The 26163-nt window shown below is 60.4% G+C and carries 22 protein-coding genes; 11 read left to right on the top strand and 11 right to left on the bottom strand.

What is annotated here, in order from left to right:
• Positions 1-146 precede the first annotated feature (146 nt).
• Together F8N62_RS01320 and F8N62_RS01315 are read right to left on the bottom strand one after the other, a co-directional pair.
• Positions 147-1589 (bottom strand): catalase, encoded by a 1443-nt coding sequence (locus tag F8N62_RS01320; protein WP_150709252.1) that lies wholly within the window; start codon positions 1587-1589, stop codon positions 147-149.
• A 72-nt stretch (positions 1590-1661) separates the two neighbouring features.
• Complete coding sequence (locus tag F8N62_RS01315; protein WP_150709251.1) at positions 1662-2486, bottom strand: alpha/beta fold hydrolase; 825 nt, start codon at positions 2484-2486, stop codon at positions 1662-1664.
• Positions 2487-2812: 326 nt separating this feature from the next.
• Between F8N62_RS01315 and F8N62_RS01305 the strand changes: the two genes are divergently transcribed.
• Positions 2813-5617: an ATP-binding protein gene (locus tag F8N62_RS01305; protein WP_150709250.1), complete on the top strand. Its 2805-nt coding sequence runs from the start codon at positions 2813-2815 to the stop codon at positions 5615-5617.
• 121 nt (positions 5618-5738) lie between these two features.
• Here F8N62_RS01305 and F8N62_RS01300 read toward each other — a convergent pair whose 3' ends face one another.
• Both F8N62_RS01300 and F8N62_RS01295 read right to left on the bottom strand, forming a co-directional pair.
• Positions 5739-7184: an ATP-binding protein gene (locus F8N62_RS01300; RefSeq protein WP_150709249.1), complete on the bottom strand. Its 1446-nt coding sequence runs from the start codon at positions 7182-7184 to the stop codon at positions 5739-5741.
• Between the two features lie 175 nt (positions 7185-7359).
• The gene (locus tag F8N62_RS01295) at positions 7360-8310 is read right to left on the bottom strand and encodes a GlxA family transcriptional regulator (protein ID WP_150709248.1); all 951 of its coding nucleotides are present in this window, start codon (positions 8308-8310) and stop codon (positions 7360-7362) included.
• 307 nt (positions 8311-8617) lie between these two features.
• Here F8N62_RS01295 and F8N62_RS01290 point away from each other — a divergent pair, with 307 nt between their 5' ends.
• Positions 8618-9340, top strand: a complete 723-nt coding sequence (locus tag F8N62_RS01290) for a pirin family protein (RefSeq protein WP_150709247.1) — start codon at positions 8618-8620, stop codon at positions 9338-9340.
• 115 nt (positions 9341-9455) lie between these two features.
• On the opposite strand, the gene F8N62_RS01285 is transcribed toward F8N62_RS01290, so the two are convergent.
• Complete coding sequence (locus tag F8N62_RS01285) at positions 9456-10331, bottom strand: LysR family transcriptional regulator (protein ID WP_150709246.1); 876 nt, start codon at positions 10329-10331, stop codon at positions 9456-9458.
• 112 nt (positions 10332-10443) lie between these two features.
• Between F8N62_RS01285 and F8N62_RS01280 the strand changes: the two genes are divergently transcribed.
• The 3 genes from F8N62_RS01280 to F8N62_RS01270 all read left to right on the top strand — a co-directional run bounded on the left by F8N62_RS01280 (position 10444) and on the right by F8N62_RS01270 (position 13934).
• On the top strand, positions 10444-11661 hold the full coding sequence (locus F8N62_RS01280) for a YbfB/YjiJ family MFS transporter (RefSeq protein WP_150709245.1): 1218 nt from the start codon (positions 10444-10446) through the stop codon (positions 11659-11661).
• A gap of 118 nt (positions 11662-11779) precedes the next feature.
• On the top strand, positions 11780-12718 hold the full coding sequence (locus F8N62_RS01275; protein ID WP_150709244.1) for an NAD(P)H-quinone oxidoreductase: 939 nt from the start codon (positions 11780-11782) through the stop codon (positions 12716-12718).
• A 259-nt stretch (positions 12719-12977) separates the two neighbouring features.
• The gene (locus F8N62_RS01270; RefSeq protein ID WP_150709243.1) at positions 12978-13934 is read left to right on the top strand and encodes an alpha/beta hydrolase; all 957 of its coding nucleotides are present in this window, start codon (positions 12978-12980) and stop codon (positions 13932-13934) included.
• 3 nt (positions 13935-13937) lie between these two features.
• Here the strand turns inward: F8N62_RS01270 and F8N62_RS01265 are convergent, their stop codons facing one another.
• The 3 genes from F8N62_RS01265 to F8N62_RS01255 all read right to left on the bottom strand — a co-directional run bounded on the left by F8N62_RS01265 (position 13938) and on the right by F8N62_RS01255 (position 17710).
• Positions 13938-15752, bottom strand: a complete 1815-nt coding sequence (locus tag F8N62_RS01265; RefSeq protein WP_150709242.1) for an ABC transporter ATP-binding protein — start codon at positions 15750-15752, stop codon at positions 13938-13940.
• Between the two features lie 162 nt (positions 15753-15914).
• Positions 15915-16511: a DUF6338 family protein gene (locus F8N62_RS01260; protein WP_150709241.1), complete on the bottom strand. Its 597-nt coding sequence runs from the start codon at positions 16509-16511 to the stop codon at positions 15915-15917.
• A gap of 170 nt (positions 16512-16681) precedes the next feature.
• Positions 16682-17710 carry an AraC family transcriptional regulator gene (locus F8N62_RS01255; protein ID WP_150709240.1) on the bottom strand — a complete coding sequence of 343 codons (1029 nt, stop codon included), beginning with the start codon at positions 17708-17710 and terminating at the stop codon, positions 16682-16684.
• Positions 17711-17876: 166 nt separating this feature from the next.
• Between F8N62_RS01255 and F8N62_RS01250 the strand changes: the two genes are divergently transcribed.
• From F8N62_RS01250 to F8N62_RS01240, 3 genes are all read left to right on the top strand, one after another.
• Positions 17877-18728, top strand: a complete 852-nt coding sequence (locus F8N62_RS01250) for a 3-hydroxybutyryl-CoA dehydrogenase (protein ID WP_150709239.1) — start codon at positions 17877-17879, stop codon at positions 18726-18728.
• Positions 18715-19374 (top strand): TetR/AcrR family transcriptional regulator, encoded by a 660-nt coding sequence (locus F8N62_RS01245; RefSeq protein ID WP_150709238.1) that lies wholly within the window; start codon positions 18715-18717, stop codon positions 19372-19374. The genes F8N62_RS01250 and F8N62_RS01245 overlap by 14 nt, the downstream gene beginning before the upstream one ends.
• Before the next feature lie 90 nt (positions 19375-19464).
• On the top strand, positions 19465-19878 hold the full coding sequence (locus F8N62_RS01240; RefSeq protein ID WP_150709237.1) for a VOC family protein: 414 nt from the start codon (positions 19465-19467) through the stop codon (positions 19876-19878).
• 256 nt (positions 19879-20134) lie between these two features.
• Here the strand turns inward: F8N62_RS01240 and F8N62_RS01235 are convergent, their stop codons facing one another.
• Positions 20135-20350: a TOBE domain-containing protein gene (locus tag F8N62_RS01235; protein ID WP_008032823.1), complete on the bottom strand. Its 216-nt coding sequence runs from the start codon at positions 20348-20350 to the stop codon at positions 20135-20137.
• Between the two features lie 365 nt (positions 20351-20715).
• On the opposite strand from F8N62_RS01235, the gene F8N62_RS01230 reads away from it, so the two are divergent.
• The 3 genes from F8N62_RS01230 to F8N62_RS01220 all read left to right on the top strand — a co-directional run bounded on the left by F8N62_RS01230 (position 20716) and on the right by F8N62_RS01220 (position 24719).
• Complete coding sequence (locus F8N62_RS01230; protein WP_150709236.1) at positions 20716-22785, top strand: type VI secretion system tip protein VgrG; 2070 nt, start codon at positions 20716-20718, stop codon at positions 22783-22785.
• Positions 22782-24026: a DUF4123 domain-containing protein gene (locus F8N62_RS31650; protein ID WP_224791324.1), complete on the top strand. Its 1245-nt coding sequence runs from the start codon at positions 22782-22784 to the stop codon at positions 24024-24026. Before F8N62_RS01230 ends, F8N62_RS31650 begins: the two co-directional genes overlap by 4 nt.
• A 345-nt stretch (positions 24027-24371) precedes the next feature.
• A complete protein-coding gene (locus F8N62_RS01220; RefSeq protein WP_150709235.1) occupies positions 24372-24719 on the top strand; it encodes a DUF6124 family protein in 348 nt (115 codons plus the stop codon).
• Between the two features lie 200 nt (positions 24720-24919).
• Here the strand turns inward: F8N62_RS01220 and F8N62_RS01215 are convergent, their stop codons facing one another.
• Together F8N62_RS01215 and tolR are read right to left on the bottom strand one after the other, a co-directional pair.
• Positions 24920-25717: an energy transducer TonB gene (locus F8N62_RS01215; RefSeq protein ID WP_150709234.1), complete on the bottom strand. Its 798-nt coding sequence runs from the start codon at positions 25715-25717 to the stop codon at positions 24920-24922.
• A complete protein-coding gene (gene tolR, locus F8N62_RS01210; RefSeq protein ID WP_150709233.1) occupies positions 25714-26160 on the bottom strand; it encodes a protein TolR in 447 nt (148 codons plus the stop codon). The genes F8N62_RS01215 and tolR overlap by 4 nt, the downstream gene beginning before the upstream one ends.
• Positions 26161-26163 lie beyond the last annotated feature (3 nt).

Raw genomic sequence — 26163 nt, 5'->3', positions numbered from 1 at the left:
GCAGCCTTCGGCAGCTCCTACAGGTGTACACACAACGCTGTAATGCGTGGGTTGGAAACAAAAGATCGCAGCCTTCGGCAGCTCCTACAGGTGTACACACAATCCTGTAGGAGCTGCCGAAGGCTGCGATCTTTTGATCTTTTCGATCAGCCCAACGGCACCAATCGCTCCAGCGCCTCGGCCACACCAAACCCGTACGCCGGATCAGCCTTGGTGCAGTTGTCGATATGGCGCTGGCGGATCGCCTGCGGCACGCCGTTCATGGCCCGCGCGGTGTTGTCGAACAGCAGTTGCTTGCGCACCGGATCGAGTAATCGGAACAGGTTGCCCGGCTGTTCGTAATGATCCTCTTCCAGCCGATGGTCGTAGTGCTGGGCAAAGCCTTCCAGCGGCAGCGGCGGTTCGGCCAGTTCCGGCGAATCCTGCCATTCGCCGACGCTATTCGGAAAATAACTCGCGGTGCCCCCCAGATTGCCGTCGGTGCGCATGGCGCCGTCGCGGTGGTAACTGTGATGCGGACAGCGCGGCGCGTTGACCGGAATGTGATTGAAGTTCACCCCCAGGCGATAGCGCTGCGCATCGCCATAGGAAAACAGCCGCGCCTGAAGCATGCGGTCTGGCGAGAAGCTCACACCTGGCACCACGTTTGCCGGCGAGAAAGCTGCCTGTTCAATTTCGGCGAAGTGGTTTTCGGCGTTGCGGTTGAGCTCCATGACGCCCACTTCAATCAACGGGAATTCACCGTGCGGCCAGACCTTGGTCAGGTCGAACGGGTTGTGTCGATAGTTCAGCGCCTGCTGCTCTTCCATCACCTGAATGCACAGTTTCCAGCGCGGAAAGTTACCTTGCTCGATCTCCTCGTACAGATCGCGCAGATTGCTCTCGCGGTCCTGGCCGACCACCGCTGCAGCTTCGGCGTCCGAGAGATTTTCGATGCCCTGCTGGCAGACAAAGTGAAATTTCACCCACACCCGCTGATTGTCGCGGTCAATCAGGCTGAAGGTGTGACTGCCGAAGCCGTGCATGTGGCGGAAACTGGTGGGAATTCCGCGATCGCTCATGACGATGGTCACTTGATGCAGCGCCTCCGGCAGCAGGGTCCAGAAATCCCAGTTGCTGGTAGCGTTGCGCAGGCCGGTGCGCGGGTCGCGTTTGACCACGTGGTTGAGGTCGGAGAAACGCAGCGGATCGCGAAAGAAAAACACCGGCGTGTTGTTGCCGACGATGTCCCAGTTGCCTTCGTCGGTGTAGAACTTCACCGCGAAGCCACGGATATCGCGCTCGGCATCCGCCGCGCCACGCTCGCCGGCCACGGACGAAAAACGCACGAACAGCGGGGTTTCCTTGCCCACTGAGCTGAAGATATTGGCTTTGGTGTAACGCGTGACGTCATGGGTGACGGTGAAGGTGCCATAAGCCCCGGCACCTTTGGCATGCATGCGGCGCTCGGGAATCAGTTCCCGGTCGAAATGGGCAAGCTTTTCCAGCAGCCAGATGTCTTGCAACAACGCCGGCCCACGAGGGCCGGCGGTCTGAATATTGAGGTTGTCTGCCACCGGGGCGCCGGTGGCGTTGGTCAGCTTTTTCATCGTCAGGTTCTCGAAGGATTCGGCTCATCAGGAGCAAAAAACCGGCGCGGCTCTACGTCCGCGCCGGGCACATCAACCCTTGAGGAACGCCAGCAGGTCGGCGTTGAGCTGATCTTTATGGGTATCAGTCAAGCCATGGGGCGCGCCGGGGTAGATCTTCAGCGTAGAACCTTTCACCAGTTTTGCCGAAGCAATGCCGGCGGCCTCGATCGGCACCACCTGATCCGCGTCGCCGTGCACCACCAGCGTCGGGATGTCGAACTTTTTCAGGTCGTCGGTGAAGTCGGTTTCGGAGAACGCCTTGATGCAGTCATAAGCATTCTTGTGGCCGGAGGTCATGCCCTGCATCCAGAACCAGTCGATCATGCCCTGGGAAGGTTTGGCGTCCGGTTTGTTGAAGCCGAAGAACGGACCGCTGGCGAGGTCGATGTACAGCTGCGAACGGTCGGCCAGGGACGCTTCCCGAATGCCGTCGAATACCTCGATCGGCAGGCCACCGGGATTGGCTTCGGTCTTGAGCATCAGCGGCGGCACCGAAGAAATCAGCCCGGCCTTCGCCACGCGGCCGGTGCCATGACGACCGATGTAGCGTGCCACTTCACCACCACCGGTGGAAAAGCCGAACAACACGGCGTCTTTCAGGTCCAGCAGTTTGATCAACTCCGCCAGGTCGTCGGCGTAGGTGTTCATGTCGTTGCCGGTCCATGGCTGGCTGGAGCGGCCGTGGCCACGGCGGTCATGGGCGATCACCCGGTAGCCTTGGGAGGCGAGGAAGATCATCTGCGATTCCCAGCTGTCGGCGTTCAGCGGCCAGCCATGGCTGAAGACGATCGGCTGACCGGTGCCCCAGTCCTTGTAGTAAATTTCGGTGCCGTCTCGGGTGGTGAAGGTGCTCATGCGATGTCTCCTTGGCGAGTGTCGGGATGAATCAAATCGGTGTGCGCTACCTATGTCAGTCGGCGCGCCGAAGTGTGGGAGCGAGCCTGCTCGCGAAGGGGTTGCATCAGGCAACAACGGCGTTGAATGTGCCGGTGCTTTCGCGAGCAGGCTCGCTCCCACAGGTTGTGCACAAGCCCCGTGCGGCGGGCGTTGAATCAGCAGAGTCTTGGCTGTGGACATGCGGCTGCACGAGTTAAACGTTGTTAATTTTTGCTTGGCGGGGCCAAACCTGACGAATATGCTCGGAAACCGCGTACCAGACGGCTGCAAGCAGGAGTTCCCCGTTGACCCTTTCCCCCTCACAGGCCATCCGTTTCGGCCCTTACCGGATCTATCCCGGACAACGTCTGGTGATGGAGGCGGACCAGCCATTGCGCCTGGGGCGGCGGGCCATGGACATTCTGTTGATCCTGCTCAAACACGCCGGGAAGGTGGTCAGCAAACAGGAACTCATCGCCGGGGTCTGGCCCAAGAGCGTCGTCGAGGACATTAACCTGCGCGTGCACATGGCCGCGTTGCGCAAGGCCCTCGGCGATGGCCAGGCCGGCCAGCGCTACATCGTTACCGTAGCCCAGCGTGGCTACAGTTTTGTGGCGCCGTATGCGCTTGAGGACGTCGGGCAACAACCGGCCAGCGCAGCCACCGCGCCGAGCGGCCACAACCTGCCCGTGCGGCGGACGCGGATGATCGGGCGCCAGTTCATCGTCGACAGCCTGGTATTGCAACTGCCGCGCAAGCGCTTTGTTACCCTGGTCGGCCCCGGCGGGATCGGCAAAACCACCGTGGCCCTGCGCGTCGCCGAGCAATTGATCGGGCGCTACCGGGACGGCATTCGCCTGCTGGACCTGGCGCCGATCAATGATCCGTCGATGATCACCGCTCACCTGGCAACCTTGCTTGAACTGTCATTGCACGACGCCGAACCCATGAGCGGCCTCGCCGCCTATTTGCGCGACCGGCAAATACTGCTCGTCATCGATAACTGCGAACACCTGGTCGAGGCCATCGCCCTGCTGAGCGAAAGCCTGCTGCGCGCCGCGCCCGGGGTCCATATTCTGGCCACCAGCCGCGAGAGCCTGCGCGCCGAAGGTGAATACGTGCAGCGTCTGGACTCGCTGGACTGCCCTCCCCCGATCGCCGTGCTCGACCGCGCGCAGGCCCTGACGTTTTCGGCGCTACAGCTGTTCGTCGAACGGGCGATGGCCAGCCATGACAGTTTCGAACTGAGCGACGACGAGTTGCCGCTGGCGATTGAAATCTGCCGGCGTCTGGACGGCATTCCACTGGCGATCGAATTGGCGGCGGCGCAAGTCGGCGTCCTCGGCGTGAGCGGATTGCTCCTGCAGCTGCAAGGCAGTTTTCGCTTGCTCACTCAAGGTTGTCCCGCCAGCCTGGGCCGGCACCAGACGTTGCGCGCCACGCTGGACTGGAGCTTCGAGCTGCTCAGTGCTTGCGAGCAAACCTGCCTGCGCCGACTGGGTGTGTTCAGGGGGGGCTTCACCCTCGAATCGGCGGCGGCGGTGATCGTCGGCGAACAGATCGAACCCGCAGAAGTGTTTGGCTCGATCACACAACTGGTGGCCAAGTCGCTGCTGAACGTGGAAGTCGGCGATGAAGAAGTGTTTTACCGTTTGCTCGACACCACGCGCAGTTACGCGCTGGAAAAACTCGATCAGGCCGCCGATCTGCCCGATACCCGTGGACGTCACGCCGAGCGCTGCCTGGCCTTGATGCGCCAGGCCCAGCAGGAGTGGGAACTGATCCCGACGGGGACGTGGATCGAGCGTTACGCGCGCGGTCTGGAGGACATTCGCTCGGCGCTCGACTGGGGCTTGAACGCACAGGGGCCGCAAGCCTTGGCGATCCGCCTCACTGCGGCGTCGGCGCCACTGTGGCAGGAAATGTCGCTGCTCAAGGAGCATGGCGTGTACGTGCGCCAGGCACTGGCCTTGCTGGACGCCACGCCCGAACCGGATCCACGGCTGAAAATGGCCCTCAAGCTCGCCCTCGGCAGCGCCTGCTATCACACTCAGGGCGGGTCGACGGAAACCATCGAAGCCTTCGTCAGCGCCAGCCACCTCGCAAGGGAGTGCAACGATCTGGCCGGTCAGTTGCGCGCGGTGTCCGGGCACCTGGCGGTCAATCTCAGTTGCGCCCACTATCAAACGGCGCTTGAGCAGAGTCGCCAATTTGACCAGCTGGGGCTGAACGGCGATGCGCTGTTGTCTCTGAGTTCCCACCGCTTGCGGGTGCTGGCCCTGCACTTTGCCGGCGACCAGCAACAGGCGCGGACAGATGCCGAGCAGGTGCTGCAGCGCATGGCCCAGAGCGGACAACTCAATCGCTTCACCCATGGTTTTGGCGTGCACTACGATCAGAGCGTCGCCGCCCTGACGATTCTGGCGCGCATCCTTTGGGTTCAGGGCCAACCGGAACAGGCCTGGCGCACCGCCCGGCAGGCGCTGGACATAGCGCTGCAGATCGATCACGGCACCTCCATCTGCTACACCCTGGCGCTGGCCGGTTGCCTGATCGCGCATTACAACGGCGATACCCGCACCGCTCGCGCACTCTTGCGCCAACTGCTGGAACAAGCGCAGAAACACTCGGTGCTGCTGTTCTACACGTGGGCCCGGCACTATGCGCAGGTGATCGACCGCACCGAGACACACTCGCCGCTGCAACCCGGCGTGGGGCTGATCAAAGACATTATGGTCACGCTGGACGGCGCTTTCGTCGATGAGGATTTATTGCTCAGGGCGGACATGGGCACGGCGGGCTGGAGCACTGCGGAAATTCTGCGCGCCCGGGCCAATGCGCTGCTCGCCGAGGACTGCCCGCTGCAAACCGAAGCGGCCGAGGCCGTGCTGATCCGCGCATTGAACGTGGCAAAACACCAGGGTGCCCTCGCCTGGGAATTGCGCAGCGCCACCGCGCTGGCCGAAGTCTGGCAGGGCCAGGGTCGATACCGGCAAGCCCACGCGCTGCTGGCGCCGATCTACCAGCGCTTCACCGAAGGTTTCGCCACCCCGGACCTGACGAAAGTGCGGCGGTTACTCGACGCGTTGCAGAGCCAGATGCTCACCTGAAGGCACTGTTTTTTCTGTAGGAGCGAGCTTGCTCGCGATGGACGTTAACGATGACGCGTGTTCTCTGAATGCACGCATCGCTCTCAAGTCCATCGCGAGCAAGCTCGCTCCTACAGTTAAATTAACGGGTGCGGCTGATGTAACGGGCGTAACGTCGTTCTACGTCACGCAACTCACCGCTGTGTTCGAGTTTTTCCTCGGCGTAGGTGCGGGTAGTGTTGAGGAAACGGTAAAGGGTCAGACCGCCCCCCTGCTCCATGGACAACAGCGATTTCAACGCCAGGCTTTCCACCCCTTCGATCAGACGCCCGGGCAGCAGCACCGCGCAACAGATCACGCCAATCGCCGCGTCCAGGGTGAACGCCATTTTGAACACCGCCAAGCGCTGCAACACCGTTTGTTCCAGCGGGCTGAGCTGTTCGTAGCTCCAGTCCAGCGCCGCTTTCAAGGTTTGATGCCGGGCCACCGCGGTGCGCCGGCCCTGGGTCAGCAGTTGCAGGCAGTTATCGAGTTGGGCTTGCAAGCCCACCAGTGCCAACGCGTCGATTTGCGCGGCGGCCAGCTCAATCGCCAGCGGCAAACCATCGAGCCGGCGACAGATGTCCCCCACCACCTCGATGTCTTGTTCGCGCAGGACGAACCCTTGCTGGCGGGCACGGGCTCGGCTGACGAACAACTGCACGGCCGAATAGCCCATGGCCTCGGCGACGCTGTGCAACGCCGAAGCCGGAGGCACCGCCAGCGGCGACAAGCGCTGGACCGTTTCCCCCAGCGCCTGGAGCGGTTCGCGACTGGTGACCAGGATCGACAGCCGTGGCGCGGTGTGCAGCAACGCTTCAACCAACGTCCGGCAACGCTCGAGCAAGTGTTCGCAGTTATCCAGCACCAGCAACGTATGGCGCCGGGTCAACGCATCGAGTGTTGTCCCGACCTCCAGTTCCAGGGTTCGGGTGAGTTGATCGACCACTTGCGCCGGATCATCGATGGCGGCCAGATCCACCAGCCAGACGCCGTCCCGATAGTGCTGCAGCAGCAGTTCGGCCACACGCAACGCCACGGTGGTCTTGCCGATGCCGCCGGGACCGACCAGGGTCATGAAGCGTCGAACCGGCAACTGGCGCACCAGGCTGCCGACAATCGAGTCGCGACCGGTGACCGGCGTGAGCCGCGCGGGCAAGTTGTGTTGAGGTTTGTGCGCGGTATCGATCGAGGCCAGCGTGCTTGCGGGCACCCGCTGCACCGCAGCGATAAAGCTGTATCCACGCTGGGGAATGTTGACGATGTAGCGCTGGCCGTTCTGCCCGTCGCCCAAGGCGCGACGCAACGCGGCGATGTGCACGCGAAGGTTGATTTCCTCGACCACGGACGTCGGCCAGACCCGCCTGATCAGTTCGTCCTTGCTCACCACCTCGCCTGCGCACTGCACCAGCACCTGCAAAATATCCAGGGCGCGACCGCCCATGCGCAGCGGCCGGTCACCGTCGAGAATCAGCCGTTGTTGCCAGTGGAACGCGTACGGGCCGAATTGCAACACCGCTTCGTTATTCAGGTCTGTGAAGCTGTTCATGCTCATTCATGCGTGCAAACCGCAACGGCGCAAAGGACCTGGAATCCATTACGCGCCAGACTCGCACGCCTCCTTTGAAGAGAGTTCTGCGTATCTTGGCAGGCCTCAGTGACAGAACAACCGCCACGGTGGGAGCGTCACGGCCATCGCGGTGCGCGTAACGGACAAGAAGGCTCTAACTGAACTGTTCGCGGTACTGAGTGGGGGTCAAACCGAGCTTTTCACTGAACAGAAAACGCATATGCCGGACACTGCCGAAGCCACTTTTAAAGGCCACGGTCTTCAGCGGCAGGTCGCTGGTTTCCAGCAGATTTCTCGCGCAATCGATGCGTGCACTTTGCAGAAACTCCATCGGCGTCATGTTCACTTCACGGGCGAATACCCGGGCGAAATGACGCGGACTCATGGTCGCCAGGCCGGCCATGCGTTCGATGCTGAAGGCTTCATCCAGATGGTCGAGCACATAGTTCTGCACACGGGTCACCGGCGTTTCATGGGGCGCGACGGCGGCCATCAACGGGCTGAATTGCGCCTGCCCGCCCTGACGTTTCATGACGACCAACAATACCTTGGCCACGTCCTGGGCGACTTTCTTGCCGTGGTCCTCGGCAACCACCGCCAGTGCCAGATCGATGCCGGCGGTAACGCCGCCCGAGGTGATAAGGTCGCGGTCCAGCACGTAAATCTGGTCGGTCTCCACCGTGGCCTTGGGGAAACCCTTGATCAGCCGTTCGGTGTAGTGCCAGTGCGTGGTCACGCGGTAACCGTCGAGCAGGCAGGCATGTCCGAGCACAAAGGCGCCGGTGCAGATTGAGCCGTAGCGGCTTGATCGGGTGACGGCGCGCTTCAACCAGGCGAGCAGCGGTGGGTGTTTGTCGTCGTAGGCGCCGGGCCCACCGGGCACCAGCAGCAGGTCATACGGTTGATCGGCCTGATCGATGTGCAGATCGGCGTGAACGCTGACGCCATTGGAGGCACGCAACGCCCCGTGCTCGGTGCCGATGGTTGACAGCTGGTAACGGTCGGCGGGCGCCAGGTAGCGATTGGCGATGGAAAACACCTCCATCGGCCCGGCCATGTCGAGCAGGAGAAAGTCGGGGAAAAGCACCATTGCCACGGTTTTCATGGGTTCAAAATCACTGAGATCATAATAAGGTCAGCCTGCCCAACGCCGGCCCCTGTGGGAGCGAGCCTGCTCGCGAAAGCGCTGTGTCAGAAAAATAGATGCTGGCTGATACAACGCTTTCGCGAGCAGGCTCGCTCCCACAAGGTCAGTGCAAAGGCTTGCGGCGTAAGAATACCCGAATCTGGCATCACCCACTGTCAACCTGTACGAGACAGTATTTCAATTTCCATCTACTTACTGTCTTTTAGGGTAACCATTAACCTTCTCCTCACTCGGACGAATCACCGTCCCCACAGGAGATTTCATCATGCTGACCCTTCGCAAAGCTTCCGATCGCGGTGCGGCCAATCACGGTTGGTTGAAGTCGTTCCATACCTTTTCCTTCGCCAACTATCGCAACCCAAAAGAGCAAGGCTTTTCCGACCTGCTGGTGATCAACGACGACCGCGTGGCCGCCGGAAAAGGCTTCGGCCAGCATCCGCACCGCGACATGGAAATTTTCTCCTACGTGCTCGAAGGTGCCCTGGAACACAAGGACACCCTGGGCACCGGTTCGGTGATCCGCCCCGGCGACGTGCAATTGATGAGCGCCGGCAGCGGCGTGGCGCACAGTGAGTACAACCACTCGGCAACCCGTGGCGTGCACTTTTTGCAAATCTGGATTGTGCCGGAGGTCAGCGGCGCGAAACCGCGCTATCAGCAAGAGCATTTCAGCACGCAGAAAAAACGCGGACGCCTGCAACTGATCATTTCTCCCGAAGGAAAAAACGGCTCGCTGAAGGTGCGTCAGGATGCTCGGGTCTATGCCGGCCTGATTGACGGCAAGGAAAGCGCCAGCCTGGAACTGGCCGCCCATCGCTTTGCCTACGTGCATGTGGCGCGGGGTAGCGTTGAACTCAACGGCGTGCAATTGCAGGAAGGCGATGGCGTGCGGGTTCGGGATGAACAGCTGCTGACCTTGAGCAACGGCGTGGATGCCGAGGTGCTGGTGTTTGACCTGCGTCCGCAAGAGCTGCCGGAAATGCCGTAACGTTTGATAGGAAGATCAAGAGATCGCAGCCTCGCTTCGCTCGACAGCTCCTACGGGTACACGCGAATACCTGTAGGAGCTGTCGAGTAAAACAAGGCTGCGATCTGTTTATCCATCACTCCCCAGTCCCCGAAAACCCCGCAACAATTTCATCTATCACCACCCGCACCCGCGCGGTATGCCGCAAGTCCGCATGCGTCACCAGCCACACGTCGTACGGCACCGGTCGGGTGCGCTCCGGCCACAGCCTGACCAGCCCGTCCCGCTCGCCCATGTACACCGGAATTTCCCCCAGCCCGATCCCGGCGGCAATCGCACGGCGCACCAGCAGGCCCGAGCTCAGGCTCGACACGATCCGCCCGCGCCCCAGCGGTTCCGCCACCAGGGTGATTTCCTTGTTGCCCTGCAAGTACGGCTGATACACCACCAGATCATGCCCCGCAAAGGCCGAACCCGGTTCCGGCACGCCGTGGGCGTCGATGTACGCTTGCGAGGCAAACAAACCCACCGGCCAGCGTGCAATGCGCCGGGCAATCAGGTCCGGATTGTCCGGTCGGGTATTGCGCACGGCGATGTCGGCTTCGCGTTTCGCCAGGCTGAGAATCTGTGTCGAGGCATCGAGTTGCACGCGCACGTCCGGATGTTGCTCGTGCAGGCGGGCAATGGCTGGAATCAGGAAGTCGATGGCCAGGGAATCCGTGGTGCTGACCCGAACGGTGCCGGTCAGTCGATCGTCCAGCCCTTGAATCTGACGCTGTAGCTCCAGCGCGGAGTGCTCCATTTTCTCTACGGCCTTCAACGCCGCTTCGCCGACGGCAGTCAGGGCATAGCCGTCCGAGGTGCGCAGAAACAGCGTCGCGCTCAAGGACTTTTCCAGCGCCGTCACGCGTCGGCCAACAGTGGCCTGATCGACGCCCAAAACCCGTGCAGCGCCGCGTAGCGTTGATTCCCGGCAAACCGCCAGAAACACCTTGGCGTCATCCCAATTCATAGATTTCCCCCGTGATGCATATGCGCATCACCATAGCGCAAATTCGCTGCGTTAATGCATCGACCAATGTGGATAAGCTGGGCACCAGAGAACATTTCACAGGAGAGCTCCCATGCTCACGACAGCAACCACGCCCCGCAACGCCCTCTGGCTGCCGATCTTCGCCGGTCTGTGCGCCAGTCTGGTCAGCATCGGCCTCGCACGATTCGCCTACACGCCGCTCATTCCTTCACTGATCCAGGCCCAGTGGTTTTCCGCCAGCGACGTGGTCTACCTCGGTGCCGCCAATCTGGTGGGTTACCTGATCGGTGCACTGATCGGCCATCCGCTGGCCCGTCGCACCTCCAACAAAAGCGCCCTGCGCCTGATGATGGTGGCGGTGACGCTATCGTTTTTCGCCTGTGGCTTCCCGCTGTCGGTGAGCTGGTTCTTCGGCTGGCGCCTGCTGTCGGGCGTCGCCGGCGGCGCGATCATGGTGCTGGTCGCTGCGACCGTGCTGCCGCATGTGCCGGCGTCCCGTCGCGGGCTGGCCAGTGGTGCGATTTTTCTGGGTATTGGTTTGGGCATTGCCGGATCGGGGACGATTGTCCCGCCGCTGTTGAGCCTGGGCTTACAGGACACCTGGTTTGGTCTTGGCGTGCTGGCACTGGTGCTGACTGCTGCCAGCTGGTTCGCCTGGCCTTCAGCCGCTCACACTGCGCCCGCTACGTCGTCGGTCGAAGAAGCCAAGGTCCCCGTCGATCCACAGGTTTATCTGTTGTTCGCTCAATACGCGTTCATGGCCGCCGGGCTCGTACCCGCGATGGTGTTTCTGGTGGACTACGTCGCTCGCGGGCTGGGGGCCGGGTCGCACGTCGGCGCACTGATATGGGTGATGTATGGCGTCGGCGCGATCATCGGGCCGGTGAGTTACGGTTTTCTGGCCGATAAACTCGGTGCACGTCTGAGCATTCGTCTGGTACTGGTGGTGCAGGCGATTACCGTCGGGCTCTTATCGATTTCCAGCTCATTCACCGCACTGGCCTTGCTGGCGGTGATCCTCGGCTCGTTCCCGCCGGGCATCGTGCCGCTGGCGCTGGCCCGGGTTCACGAGCTGATCCCGAACCATCACCTGCAGCAGATCGCCTGGAGTCGCGCCACGGTCTCCTTCGCCACATTCCAGGCAATTGCAGGATTCGCCTATTCGGCGTTGTTCAATGCCAGCGGCGGGCATCATGGGTTGTTGTTCATTATGGCGGCGGGTGCGATTGTCGTGGCGTTGCTGCTGGAACAGGGCGTGCGGTGGGTGAACCGTCGTGACCGGCCGGTACCGGTAATCAGTTGCTCATGAACATCAACAGATCGCAGGCCGAGCGCGCGCCCCCGTAGGAGCTGGCGCAGCCTGTGATCTTTTGATCTACCGCGCAAAATCGCGGTCCCAGTTTCTACTGCCCTAAAAGGACGCCGACATGACTCTGCCCCAAACCATGACCCTGATTGAAATCACCGAACCCGGTGGCCCCGACGTGCTGAAGCCGCGTCAGGAACCGGTGCCCACTGCCGGCGTGGGCGAAGTGCTGATTCGCGTGCACGCTGCCGGGGTCAATCGGCCCGACGTGATCCAACGTGCCGGCAAGTACCCGATGAAACCCGGCATGAGCCCGATCCCCGGTCTGGAAGTGGCCGGCGAAGTGGTCGCCGTCGGTAAAGACGTCAGCGAATTCATCGTCGGCGATAACGTCTGCGCATTGACCAACGGCGGCGGCTACGCCCAGTACTGCGTCGCCCCGGCCAGCCAGACATTGCCAATACCTCACGGTATGGATTGGGTTCAGGCGGCGGCGGTTCCGGAAACGTTCTTCACGGTGTGGGCCAACCTGTTCGATATTGGCGGCGCCAGCAAAGGCCAGCGCGCGTTGATTCACGGCGGCACCAGCGGCATCGGCACGACGGCCTTGATGTTGTGTCGCGAATTCGGGGTCAAGGCCTTCGCCACCGCAGGCAGTGAGGAAAAGTGCGCGACGATCCGCAAGCTGGGGGCCGAAGCGATTAACTACCGCAATCAGGACTTCGCCCAGGTCATCGCGGAAAAAACCGCCGGCAAAGGCGTCGATGTGATACTCGACATCATGGGCGGCTCGTACTTGAACGCGAACATCGCGGCGCTGGGCATGGAGGGACGGCTGGTAATGCTGGGTTTCCTCGGCGGCGCCCACGCCAAGGACGTCGACCTGATGGCGATCCTCGGCAAACGCGCTACGATCACCGGCTCGCTGATGCGCTCGCGCACCCGCGAAGAAAAAGCCTCTATCGCTGAACAGCTGCGTGAATACGTGTGGCCGGTACTGGCTGCCGGGCGTTGTTTGCCGATGATCGACAAGGTCTATCCGTTGGTGGATGCGGCGTAGGCCCATGCGCGGATGGAAGCGGGTGATCACATCGGCAAGATTGTGTTGCGGGTGGAGTAAGCGACACAAAACCCCTGTGGGAGCGAGCCTGCTCGCGAAAGCAGTATGACGGTCAACATTGAAGCCGACTGATACACCGCTTTCGCGAGCAGGCTCGCTCCCACAGGTTGGAATCTGTGAACGGCTGTCGAATTTGTTCCCGCGTCCGGTTCGCTTCTGTTAAAAAACGCACTTCAGTCCTTTATCGGTAAACCAGTCGATGCCCGCCACCCTTCTCACCCGTCTGCGCCGACGCTGGCTGCCGCTGCTGTGCATGGCTGCGCTGATGGTCGGCCTGCCCGTGAGTTGTGGTGTGCTGAAGCACACCGAGCGCGAATTGTTGTTCCGTATCGAACCGGGTACCGCCGGCTGGTATCGAGGCTTACCCAAAGACGTCCAGGAGTTCGACATCCAGCCCGCCAGCTTCAAGGCCGGGCAAAGCCTGCATGCATGGTGGTGGCCGGCAGCGCGTCGGGATGCGCCGTCCATTCTGTATCTGCACGGTGTGCGCTGGAATCTGACAGGCCAGGCCTTTCGCATCGAACAACTGCGCGCCATGGGCTATTCGGTGTTGGCCATCGACTATCGCGGTTTTGGTCAGAGCAAGGGTGATCTGCCGTCGGAAGCCAGTGTCTACGAAGATGCCCGCGCCGCCTGGGATCGCTTCACCACGATGCAACCGGACGCCAGCAAACGGCTGATCTACGGCCATTCCCTCGGCGGCGCGGTGGCCATCGACCTCGCGGCTGAATTGGCCGCTAAAGCGAAAAAGGACCACGTCGCCGTCCCGGTGCGCGGTTTGGTGATCGAGTCGACCTTCACGTCGTTGGGCGATGCGGTGGCGCAGGTCGCCGAAAACAAACTGCCGGTGAAATGGTTGCCGGTGCGCTGGTTGCTGTCGCAGAAATTCGATTCCATCGACAAGATCGTCGACATCGACATGCCGCTGCTGGTGGTGCATGGCCTGGCAGACCCGTTCATGCCCTCGCGGTTCAGCCAGCAGTTGTTCAACGCCGCCAACGAGCCCAAGCGACTGTTGCTGGTGCCCGGCGGCACGCACAACAACAGCATGAGTCTGGGTGGCACTCAGTATCGCCAGGCTCTGGACAGTTTGATGAAGGCGAAAACACCACAGATCGCCGGGCCGACGCTGACTCGCACGGCTCGGGACTCCTGACCGTTAGCGATATCCTTGCGCCTGCAGATTGAACAACTGCGCATAACGCCCGCCCGCCGCGACCAGACTGTCGTGATCACCGCGCTCAAGGATCGCGCCCTGATCCAGCACGATGATGTGGTCTGCGTTGCGCACGCTGGAGAACCGGTGGGAAATCAGTAGCGTCATCCGGCCTTCGGTGTGCTCGCTGAAATGCTCGAAGACTGCCGCTTCCGCCGCGGGGTCGAGTGCTGAGGTCGGCTCGTCGAGAATCAGGATATCGGCGTCGCGGCGCATGTAAGCGCGGGACAAGGCAATTTTCTGCCATTGCCCGCCTGACAACTCCTGCCCACCCGCAAACCAACGGCCCAATTGCGTGGCATACCCGCGATCCAGACGCTCGATGAACGGCGCGGCCATGCCCTCGGTGGCAGCGGTCTGCCAGCGCTGCTCGTCGTTGAAGGCCAGGGTGTCACCGACGCCGATGTTCTCGCCCACGGAGAACTGATAACGGATGTAATCCTGAAAAATCACGCCAATGCGCCGCCGCAGCGCGTCCTCTTCCCACGTCTGCAAATCACTGCCGTCCAGCAAAATACGGCCCTGATCGGGGCGATACAGGCGGGTCAGCAATTTGATCAGGGTAGTCTTGCCCGAACCGTTCTCCCCCACCAGCGCCACGCTGTGCCCCGGCACGAGGTGCAGGTCGATACCCTCCAGCGCCGCGCGACTGGCGCCCGGATAGTGGAAACCGACATTCTCGAAGCGCAAGCCATCGCCAGGCACTGCGCCTACCGTGAGGCTGCCGGTATCAGCGACCACAGGTTCGGCCAGGTATTCATAGAGGCTCGACAGATACAGCCCGTCTTCATAGAGGCCACTGATGGCGCTCAAACTGCTGCTGACCGCCGTTTGCCCCTGCTTGAACAACACCAGGTACATGGTCATCTGGCCAAGGGTAATACTGCCGTGAACCGCGTCGACCACCACCCACGCATACGCCAGATAAAACGCCCCCGTGCCGAGCAAGCCGAGCACAAAACCCCAACCATCGCGACGCAAGGTCAGTCGCCGGTCCTCGGCGTACAGACGGGCGAACGTCCCGCGATAGCGCTGCAACAGCAGCGGCGCGAAACCGAACAGCTTGACCTCTTTGATGTAGCCTTCGTGGGACAGCAGCGTCTCGATGTAATTCTGCTGCCGACTCTCCGGAGCACGACGGGTGAACAACCTGAATGCATCACCGGAAAAATGCGCCTCGGCAAAAAACACCGGTAAGGCGCCGACCACCAACAGCACCAGCGCCCACGGCGAAAAATGCACCAACAACACCCCGAAGCTGATCAGCACGATCAGGTTCTGGATCAACCCCAACGATTTCATCACCAGCGCCAGCGGCCGGGTCGACGCCTCGCGCCGGACGCGCACCAGCTTGTCGTAAAACTCGGAGTTCTCGAACTGCACCAGCGATAACGTCTGGGCTTTCTCCAGAATCATCGTGTTGACCTTCTGCCCCAACTGCACCCGCAACAGCGACTGCTGGACCGACAGCGCCCGCTGAGTCGCGGACAGCAAAGCCAGTACACCGGCTTCAAACAGCACGTAACGCACCACGGGCCACAACGGTGCGCTGCCCTGTTGCGCGTGCAACTGCATGGCGAAGACCACCGCGTCGACAATGCGTTGCCCCAGCCAGGCGGCCAGCGCCGGGAGTACGCCTGCAATGAGGGTGGCGACCACCAAACCCAGAAACAACCCGCGAGAGGTTCCCCAGACCAAGAGCAAAGCGCGTCTGGCCTGGTCGAGCAATGAGGTGACACGGGAAAGGGTCGCAGGCATCTTTATCGGTTGCGCCCGCGCGGTCTCTCGTATTCTCTTCTTGAAGGTGGAGGGCCGATTGGAATCACCAATCCGGGGGGAGGAGGACCACCGTTATGCCAGTCCTCCATTAGCCGCCTCAGTTCCGGCGGCATTACATTCGGCATTTTGCATGTCATTTGATCACCCTATTTTTGTTGCAAATTCGACCCACTGAACCTTCGAAGCATCAATAACAATAACTTCGGCCTTGCCCGGTAAGGGATTGTCGTCCTTATCAATCCAGCTAGGAAACTCGAGAACAAACTGTCCGTTTGCAGGCTCCGATGGCCATTCGCTTGGCCAGCCAAACAGGCGCTTCCCTCCAATCAAATGCAGTATCACGAATCCCTGTCTCGATAAAAAAGCACTGTACCACTCGCAGGGGAACGAATTTTGGGTAGTAACTTTCAGCTTCCTGAGCAACGCATGCAGCTTGTCGCTGTTCGCGACGTGGCACGAAATAAACCCCAGCAGCAGCGCAATCATCGCTGACCACAGAGCCTCCGATTTCCTGCTCCATACGCCGATCGAAAAAAACCGCTCTCCCATCAGGAGCAACAACCCCTCCAAACCGACCACCAGCGACTGAATCACAAATGTAAAAATCAGCGCCTGCACTATCTGCCCAAAAGTGTCCGGACGCTTGAACGCCGTCAGCGAGTAAAAAATCCAGGCAGCCAAAAACCCCGGGAGTAAATACTGCAGCAACGGAATCACTTCCTTGACCAAGCCATCCATGTCATTTCCAATCCTTTGAAAAGTTCGACCCGGAGCCAATAAATACAGCACCTCTACGGTCTGTGTCATCCACGGCTGAACTGCAGTCGTCACAAGAATTCTCAGGACTACAAACGGGACTACACGCGAAAAATCCTCCTACATTCAACAAAGAAAAAATGGACGAAAACTCAGTCCAAGTCTGACGTCATGCGTTCGAGAAACCGTGCCCGATAACGCCCCGGACTCTCTCCCGTCCACTTCTTGAACGCCCGATGAAACGCGCTCGGCTCCTGAAAGCCCAGTTGCTCGGCAATGTCGCCAATGCTGGCTTTGCTCTGACGCAACTGTTCAAACGCCACGCCGCGCCGGACTTCATCCTTGATTTCCTGATACGAACACCCTTCCCGCTCCAGTTTGCGGCGGAAGGTGCTGGGGCTCAGGTGTTGTTCGAGGGCGAAGGCGTGCAAGGTCGGCCATTGGCTGTAGGAACTGTTGCGCAAGCGCTGGTGGACTTGCGAGGCCAGGCCATGCTGGTTGCGGAAGCGGATCACCAGCCATTGCGGTGCGGTGCGCAAAAACACTTTCAGCGAGGCCAGGTCCTGAACCACCGGCAAACGCAGGAAGTGACTGGCGAATTCGATTTCGGTGCGCTCGGCGCCGAAGGTCAGGTTCGGGCCCCAGAGCAAAGGGTCATCGCTGAGGGAAACACGTTCATGGCGAAAATCGGCGCGGTCAATGGGGATACGCCGACCGCCCAGCCAGCACAGCAAGCTGATCATCAACACTAGAAACGTCTCCTCGCCGAAACGCGCGAGATCATCGTTTTGCGCGCGGGTTTCCAGGCTGATGACGGCACGCTTGCCACGCACCGTCAGTGTGCCGCGAAAGTCGTGGAGGAACAGCGCAAAGTTGCTCAGGCATTGACGCATGGCTTTGTGCAGGTCGGGTTCCTGTATCAAGGCCCGGCAGATCAGGGCGAAGCTGCCCGGCGGCATACCGTGGGAATCGAGTTTGAAGAACTCGTCGTTGAGCTCGCGAATCTGGATCAGCCATAACGCAGCAAATGCATTGGCCGGCACGCGCGCCACCGGTTCCTCGATCAACGCGGGATTGATTCCCGCCTGTTCCAGCGCGGCCCTCAACCGCTTCGGGTTGTCCCCCAGCCCATGGGTCATCGCCTGCACGAAGTAGGCGGCTACCGAGTCCTTTTCTCGCATCTGAACGTTTCGCTCCCCATCACCCGAATGGCAAAAAACACCAGCACCGTTGAACAGTTCCGGCATAGGACAACCGCCCTGCCGGTTCTAGACTCGCGGCCAATAGTACGCCTTCGGCCGTTGCGGCGGCCAAGGTATCGCAGGGTTTGATCGGAAGGATGGGTAGATGAATCTGCAAAACATCGGCGTGATCGGCGCAGGCACCATGGGCAACGGCATTGCGCAAGTCTGCGCCGTGGCCGGCTTCAACGTGACCTTGATCGATATTTCCGAAAGCGCGCTGCAAAAGGCGCTCGCGACGGTCGGCAAGAATCTTGATCGGCAGGTCGTAAAGGCAACCCTGACCCAGGAACAGAAGCTCGCCGCCCTCGACAAGATCCGCACCAGCACCGATTACAGCAGCCTGAAAGCCGTGCAACTGGTGATCGAAGCTGCCACCGAAAACCTCGACCTTAAACTGCGCGTGCTGCAACAAATCGCCGCGCAGGTCAGTGCCGAGTGCGTGATTGCCTCCAATACGTCTTCGCTGTCCATCACTCAGCTCGCCGCCAGCGTCAGCCAGCCTGAGCGTTTCATCGGCCTGCACTTCTTCAACCCGGTGCCGGTGATGGGCCTGATCGAAGTGATCCGCGGCCTGCAAACCAGCGACGCGACCCATGCGCTGGCGCTGGACATGGCCACCACCCTCGGCAAAACCGCAATCACCGCCGGCAACCGTCCGGGGTTTGTGGTCAACCGGATTCTGGTGCCAATGATCAACGAAGCGATCCTGGTGTTTCAGGAAGGCCTGGCCAGCGCCGAAGACATCGACGCCGGCATGCGCCTGGGTTGCAACCAACCCATCGGCCCGCTGGCGCTGGCCGACCTGATCGGCCTGGACACCGTGCTGGCGATTCTCGAAGCGTTCTACGACGGCTTCAACGACAGCAAATACCGCCCCGCGCCATTGCTCAAGGAAATGGTCGCCGCCGGCTACCTCGGACGCAAAACGGGGCGTGGTTTCCATGCCTATGCCTGAGCGTTGCTCACGTTTTGCCGAATACCGGGACAAGGTGCTGGAGCTGTTTGCCAACAAGGGTTTCGGTCAGGTTGGCATGCGTGAGCTCGCGGCCTGCCTGGGCCTGGCGCCGGGCTCGTTGTATCACCATTACCCGAGCAAACAACACTTGCTGCTGGACTTGATTGAAGAGTTCTACGAAGAACTGCTGTCGACGCTCGGGCGCATCGATCAGAAGGCTTCAGCGAAACGCGACAAACTGCAAAACCTGATCCGCGCCCACCTGAATCTGCATCAGGAAATGCCCTGGCATTTTCGTCTGGTGGAGCGCGACAGCGGCTGTCTGAACGATGAGCAGCAAGCCCGCGTTCGGCAATTGCGCGAGCAGTACGAACGCACCTTGCTGCGGATGCTTGGCAGCAAATCGCGCCTGAGCGAACCGGCACAACGCGCCGCCGGACATGCCATCGCGAATCTGCTGAACAGCGCGCCGTGCTGGCTGGCGCAGCATGCGCTGGATGAACGCGAGCGAGAGGAACTGCTGGAAAACCTTGTCGGTGGCGCCATTGAGCGATTGCTGGCACCGCGACGCGCACCTGAGGCGATAAGCCTCGCGCCTTCCATAGAAAAAACATCTAAAAAAACCCCAGCATCCGCAGCGTTTTAGCGCTTTGCTACCCGAGTCAATACCATCGGAATGTACTGGGCGAATCTAACGCCGACCGATGAGTGCCCTTCAATGACCGGGAGCGCAAACATGAAAATCAATCCCTACCTCATCTTCAACGGCGACTGCAAAGCCGCGTTCACCTTCTATGCCCAGGCCCTGCAAGGCCAGATCGAGCTGATGATGACCTTCGGCGAAAGCCCCGCGCGTGAGCACTTTCCTGCCGACCTGCACAACCTGATCATCCACACCCTCCTGTCGGTGGGCGATCAGGCGATCATGGGCTCGGACACCACACCGGATCGCCCCACCGATGACATGGCCGGCTGTTCAGTCTCCTTGAACGTCGACAGCATCGCCGAGGCCGAGCGGGTATTCAACGCGCTGGCGGAAGACGGCAGCGTGCAGATGCCGCTGGAAACGACCTTCTGGGCGGCGCGCTTTGGCATGCTGGTCGACCGGTTTGGCGTGTCGTGGATGGTCAATTGCGAAAAGGATCAGTGAACTTCACGCGCAATATTCCTGCTCGGATGCCGACCTGATATCGCTGGTGCCCCAATCCCCATTGTGGGAGCGCCGTGTCAGAGCTTGGCAATCGAGACTTCGGTGGATTTTACGAACGCGATCACTGACGTCACCCAATCACCTTGTGGGAGCGAGCCTGCTCGCGAAAAACCTCCAGACACCGCGTTCACCCAGACGGCACGGGTAATCGTTGTCGGCCATCGCGAGCAGGCTCGCTCCCACAGGGATCGCCGTGTCAGAGCTTGGCAATCGAGACTTCGGTGGATTTTACAAACGCGATCACCTCGCTTCCCACTCTCAACTCAAGATCGCGCACCGAACGGGTGGTGATCACTGAAGTGACAATCCCGGAGGCGGTTTGCACGTCGATTTCCGAGACCACTTCCCCTTCTACGATTTCCTTGATGACGCCTTTGAACTGGTTGCGGACGTTGATCGCTTTGATGGTCATGAGGCGGCTTCCTGTGGGGTGTCGAACGCATCCGGGTAGATGGCCAGGCGTTCAAAGTGCACGCCAAGGAACAAGATTAATAGGAATATATAATTCTCTATTTATATCTTTCAGGAATATTAACTCCGCACATAATGCACATCCTGTAGCAGCAGCGCTCCTACAGTTCTACGCGGGACGGAGTAGGAAACGTCCGAAAACGCTTAAATTGGAATCTCGACTGACATCAATTCATCCCGGCTCTTGATAGGTTTGCACTAACCCGGCTCCGGGGCGTTTTGTGGTGATGGCCATGGAAGGTCACTAGCACTTGTTAAATCAGCGTTACCGGAGCCTGTGCCACGCCACAGGAAAAGGAACCCTGAATGCTCAACGCAGATCCTCACGCCCGTTTCAGCCTCACGATTGACGACCTTCAACACGACCTTCAGGTACTCAGATTCGACGGCAAGGAATTCATCAGCCAGCCGTACGCCTTTGAGATCGAGCTGGTCAGCGACCGATGGGATCTGGACCAAAACGACCTGTTGAACAAACTGGCCTATCTCGCTTTTAACGAGGCCGCCGACGGTATTCACGGGCAAATTTTTAGCGTGAGCAAAGGCAGTTTCGGCAACGGCCTGACCCGCTATAACGTGACGCTGGTGCCTCGATTGGCGTACCTGCACCACCGCATCAATTGCCGCATCTTTCAGCAAATGACCGTTCCACACATCATTGCGCAAGTCCTGGACGGCCACGGCATCCATCGGGATTTCCACCAGTTTCAACTGGGCGGCGTTTATCCGGAGCGTGAGTACTGCGTGCAGTATCAGGAGTCGGATCGCCAGTTCATAGAACGCCTCTGCCAGGAGGAAGGTCTGCACTACCACTTCCGGCACAGCCGCGAAAAACATGTGTTGGTGTTTGGCGACGACCAGACCGTGTTTCCCAAACTCGACCGTCCGACACGCTATAAACACGATACGGGCATGGTCGCCGAAACGCCGGCGATCAATCACTTTGACGTGAAAGTGAAAGCCGGTACCAGCCGCACCACTCGCCGCGATTACGACTTCAAGAAAGCGCGTATTTTACTGGAGGCCGAGAGCCGGCCTGATGTTTCCCGAACTCAGCCCGACCTCGAGGATTACCAGTACCCCGGCCGTTTCACCCAGCGCGATCGCGGCAAGCTCTTGAGCCGACGCGAACAGGAGCGTCACGGCGCCGCGCACCGTGTAGCACGAGGTAAAAGCGACCAACCGATGCTGCGCTCCGGGCATTTCCTGCCACTGTCCGAGCATCCCATAGAAGAATGGAACGACCTGTGGCTGCTGACCGAAATCGAGCATGAAGGCGAGCAGCCGCAAGTCCTGCAACAGTACGCGGCCTACACCGGCGCCGGCCTTGAAAACGGCTTTCAGGGGTATCGCAACCAGTTCGTCGCCACGCCTTGGGACGTGATCTACCGCTCGCCACTGACCCACGACAAACCGCGCATCGCCGGCGTTCAAAGCGCCGTGGTCACCGGCCCGGAAGGCGAGGAAATCCATTGCGACGCCTACGGTCGAGTCAAGGTGCAGTTCTTCTGGGATCGCGAAGGTCGCAACGACGATAAAAGCAGTTGCTGGCTGCGAGTCTCCGCCCTTCTGGCTGGCAATGCCTTCGGGGGCGTTGCCTTGCCAAGAGTCGGCATGGAAGTACAAGTCAGCTTTCAAAACGGCGACCCCGACTACCCCGAAATCATCGGCTGTGTCCCCAACAGCGCCAACCCGGTGCCCTACGAATTACCCGCCCACAAAACCCGCAGCGTATTCCGTTCCCGTAGTACGCCCGACAGCAACGGGTTCAACGAAGTGCACGTTGAAGACCGTGTTGGTCAGGAGTTGATTTACCTGCGCGCCCAACGAGACATGGAACAGCGGATAGAAAACGACAGCCGTCTGGAGGTCGGCAACGAGCAACGCACCACCGTCAAAGGTGACAGCGTTACCGTGCTGCAAGCCACGGAGCATCGCACCACCAGCGGTGACCGGCACACACAGCTCAAGGCCAACGACTATCTGCAAGTAGCGGGAAATAGCCACACCCACGTTGATCAAACACTGGCGTTCAGCGCTGGCCGGGTGTTTGTCGTTGAAGCCGACCTGATCGTTTTGAAGGCCAGGACCAAGGTCTTGATCGAAGCCGGTGGTGAACATTTACAAGTAGGTGGCGGCGGAATATTCGGCAGCAGCGCCGTCCAGATCGGTGGCGCGCCGATGCACGTGCCAGCCGCCTCGGTCGCTGCGCCTCGGTCAGTTAATGGCTTGTCCGTGCCACCTGAGCTGCCGCCGATGCTCGCCTCGTCCCAGCCCGCACTGATGGCAGCAAGCAACGCGTTGGCAGCGGACTTCTGCCCGATCTGCGAAGCCTGCCGTGAAGGCGTCTGCCCAACGCAAGGAACCGCCGCATGATCAACACACTCCCCCGTCAATGGATGAACGAACAGCGCCGCCTGGGCCATGAACTGTGCCTGGTGCTGGACTCGCAGAACGAGCGTGACACCCGTCAGCTGTTGATGAAGTCCAGCGGACATGACCAGTACCTGAGCGTCTACAACGGCACCACCCTCGTGAACATGGCCGACGCCGGGCCGTACATGTTCACCCTGGAACAGTCTGGCGACAGACGCCTCGACGACCTGCTGGACCATCCCGACCGCAACTGGGGTTGGCTGGCGAGCGTGGAAAAAGGTGCACTGCGCGAATGGGTCCAACACTGGCAAGAGCGGCTGATTGTCGGGACGCGTCCCTATCAGGCGCTGTATCGCTTTCACGACAACCGGGTGTTGAGTCGCGCGCTTAACCAGCTACCCGTCGAAGAGTCCCCAGCCTTCCTCGGGCCGGCGATCAGCGTGTGCTACTGGGACGGCACAGCCTGGAAAACCGCTCAAAACCCTGCACCCGGCACATACCCCGTGCCGGACAGCCCCCTCTGGCTGCGCACTCCCCTGCCCCAACCCCAAGCCTCGGAAATCCGCCGGCTCAACGCCCACCGTTATTTGCTGGCCGAGCATGTCGAGGCCTACGCCAACCTCGCCGAAGTGCATGACCCTGATGCGTGGTTGCGTACACAACATGCGGCGTGCTCTTTAGCGATTCAGCAGAAAAACGGGCTGCCGGATCGGCCGCCCTTGCTGGCGCAGATCTTCCAGGCCGGGAATCATTCGATGACCGGCGGGTACGTTCCGGCATGTTGGGCGGTGTTGCTGCGGTGGAAGACTGCGCAAGAATCGAAAAAGTCGCGGGTTACAGATATTGAGTTTGACTCGGTCGCTAGGTCGCTGGCACGAATCACTCAGCAGCTCAGGGATGAAGAAGATAATTTGCCGGGGCGTTCGGACGCTTATGGTCGCACTCGAGAGAACCTCATCAATGCACTGAGACTTGAACGGAGCAAGATAGAAACTACCGTCAACCGACTAAAAAAGATTCGACCTGAGAGGATTAGCGCACACGCGCTTTACGGATCGCTGTCGGAACAGCCCGAGCAACTGGAAGCAAACCTGGCGCGCTGGCTGGCGCATCCTGAGAACAAGGTGAAAGACCCGTTCGCCATGGCGCCGGAAGACCCGGATGAGGACGCGCTGACGGCTTCGATCTATGGGCACACCGTTGGCGCACCGTACACGCTGGATATCGATTCGATCTGTTAAACACCCCCTTGTTTAAAACGCCTCTAAGTAACGTCAAGAAAGCTACAGCGTCTTGCGTAATTCCCTACCGTTACGCCAGAATCCGCCGGCTTGTGCGCCTTGGGCATGGGGCTTATCGTTTTCCGGTCGCTGAAAAAAACAGCGATCGGGTTTGGTAGCCCGGATCCTCCAGGCGCATCGCGCCACCTCAGCAGAATTGTTTCTGCATCTTATGGTGGCCATGCGCGGGGCGTCTTCGGATGCGCCGGGTTCCTGGACCGGTCTACCAACCTGCGTATGGCTGCCACCCATCGTTTGGTAGCGAGGGGTGATGGCTCCTAATTTTGTTTTCCAGGAGTGTCATCAATGCCCAAGCCAACCCCCAATCCGCCCGAAACAGATCCAGCCTCCACCCACGAAAGCCTCAATTCAGAAAACCGCCACGAGGACCCCGAACGCATCCCCTCCTACGCCGACATTCGAGCCACCCCACGCACCCTTACCACGTGGTACGTCATCGATCCGCACCTCCATACCGAAGACTTGTTGGGCAACGCGTGCGAATCGCTGGCCTCCGCCCATGTGATGACCATGGATCTGGTCGATCACACCGAGGGGACCGCTCGCAATACCCTGTTGGGTATCGCGCAAGTCATCATGCTGGCTGAACTCAACGTGAATCGGGCGCTGGATCAGCTCGACCCGATTGAGTAAACGCCTACCTCTGTGGCGAGCGAGCTTGCTCGCGCTGGGCTGGGCTGCGGAGCGGCCCCAAAAGTCGGATAAAAACGCCGATTTTTTGTGCGTGCTACGCACTGGAGCGCCAGCCCGGTCAAGCGGGAGCAAGCTCCCTCGCCACAGGCACTAACTCAAGGCATCTTTCCTAGTCACAGACCCTGTGTTCGCTCACCCAATCACTTGATCCGGTAGTGAAACGTATTGCGCACCGCCGGCACTGAAACCACCTGCCCATCGACGACTTTGGGCTGATAGCGAAAGGTGTTCGCGGCAGCCAGCGATGGGCGTATGAACAACGGATGACAGCCATCGATCACCTTGGGGTTCTCAACCTTGCCCTGCGGGTTGACCGTGTATTCCACGGTGCAATCACCTTCGATATTTTTATCCAGCGCCCGTTGCGGGTAGTCCGGCGCTTCCTTGCTCAAAGGCAAATACTGGCGGCTGTTGGCGGCGGTTTGTGCCGCCTGTTGACGGGCGCGCTCGGCGCTCAATCGAGCCTGCTCGGCTTGTTGTGATTGCTGCTCGGCGAGGCGTTGTTGTTCAGCGTCGCGAGTGCGCTTTTCCGATTCCAGACGTTGACGTTGTTGCTCGGCCTGGAGCTCGCGTTTTTTGTCCTCGACCCGCTTACGCGCCAACACCGCCTGCTCGAGTTTTTGCGCCTGAATCTGCGGATCGACGGCGGGTTTGACGGGCGCTGCGACAACGGGTTCGGGCGGTGCCGGTTCGACCACTGCGGGCGCCGGTTCCGGTGCCACGGGCTGCGGCGCCGGCTGCAACATCATCAATTGGGTGCGCAGTACCGCAGGCGTTTCGACAGATGGTTTCTCCGGCGACCAGCCATGCATCAGCAACGCCAGAACGATCGCATGCAAAGCCACCGCGAGACTCGCCGCCACACCGTGCTGCCAGAACGAGCCGCGAATACTGCTCGACACCGCCATCGCCGGACCGTGCATGATCATCGCCGTCATTGCGGGGCCTCGGTCACCAGCCCGAGGTTGCTGACGCCGCCCTGTTGCAACGCCGCCATGGCCGCGACCACGCTGCCATAACCGGCGTCCTTGTCGGCGCGAATGTAGACCTGAGTGTCCTGCCGCTCGGCCACGATGTGCGCGACTTTCGCCCGCATGTCGTCGAGGCTCACGGCGCTATCGGTCTGATGTTCGGTGTCGAGTTCACCGCCGAGGTTCCAGTAGTAACCGCCCTCGGCCTTCACCGACAGCGTGAGGATTTGCTGGCGCGTGTCGGTGACCAGCGCTTCACTGGCGATCTTGGGCAGTTCGATCTTCACGCCCTGGGTCAGCATTGGCGCGGTGACCATGAAAATCACCAGCAGCACCAGCATCACGTCGATGTAAGGCACCACGTTCATTTCGGCCTTGGGCCCGTGCTTGCGTTGCGGTCTGATCAGCATATT

Source organism: Pseudomonas fluorescens, from assembly GCF_902497785.1.
In the GTDB taxonomy this organism is placed as follows: domain Bacteria; phylum Pseudomonadota; class Gammaproteobacteria; order Pseudomonadales; family Pseudomonadaceae; genus Aquipseudomonas; species Aquipseudomonas fluorescens_BO.
The sequence above is the reverse complement of the archived record's forward strand: the minus strand, read 5'-3'. Positions and strand labels throughout refer to the sequence as shown.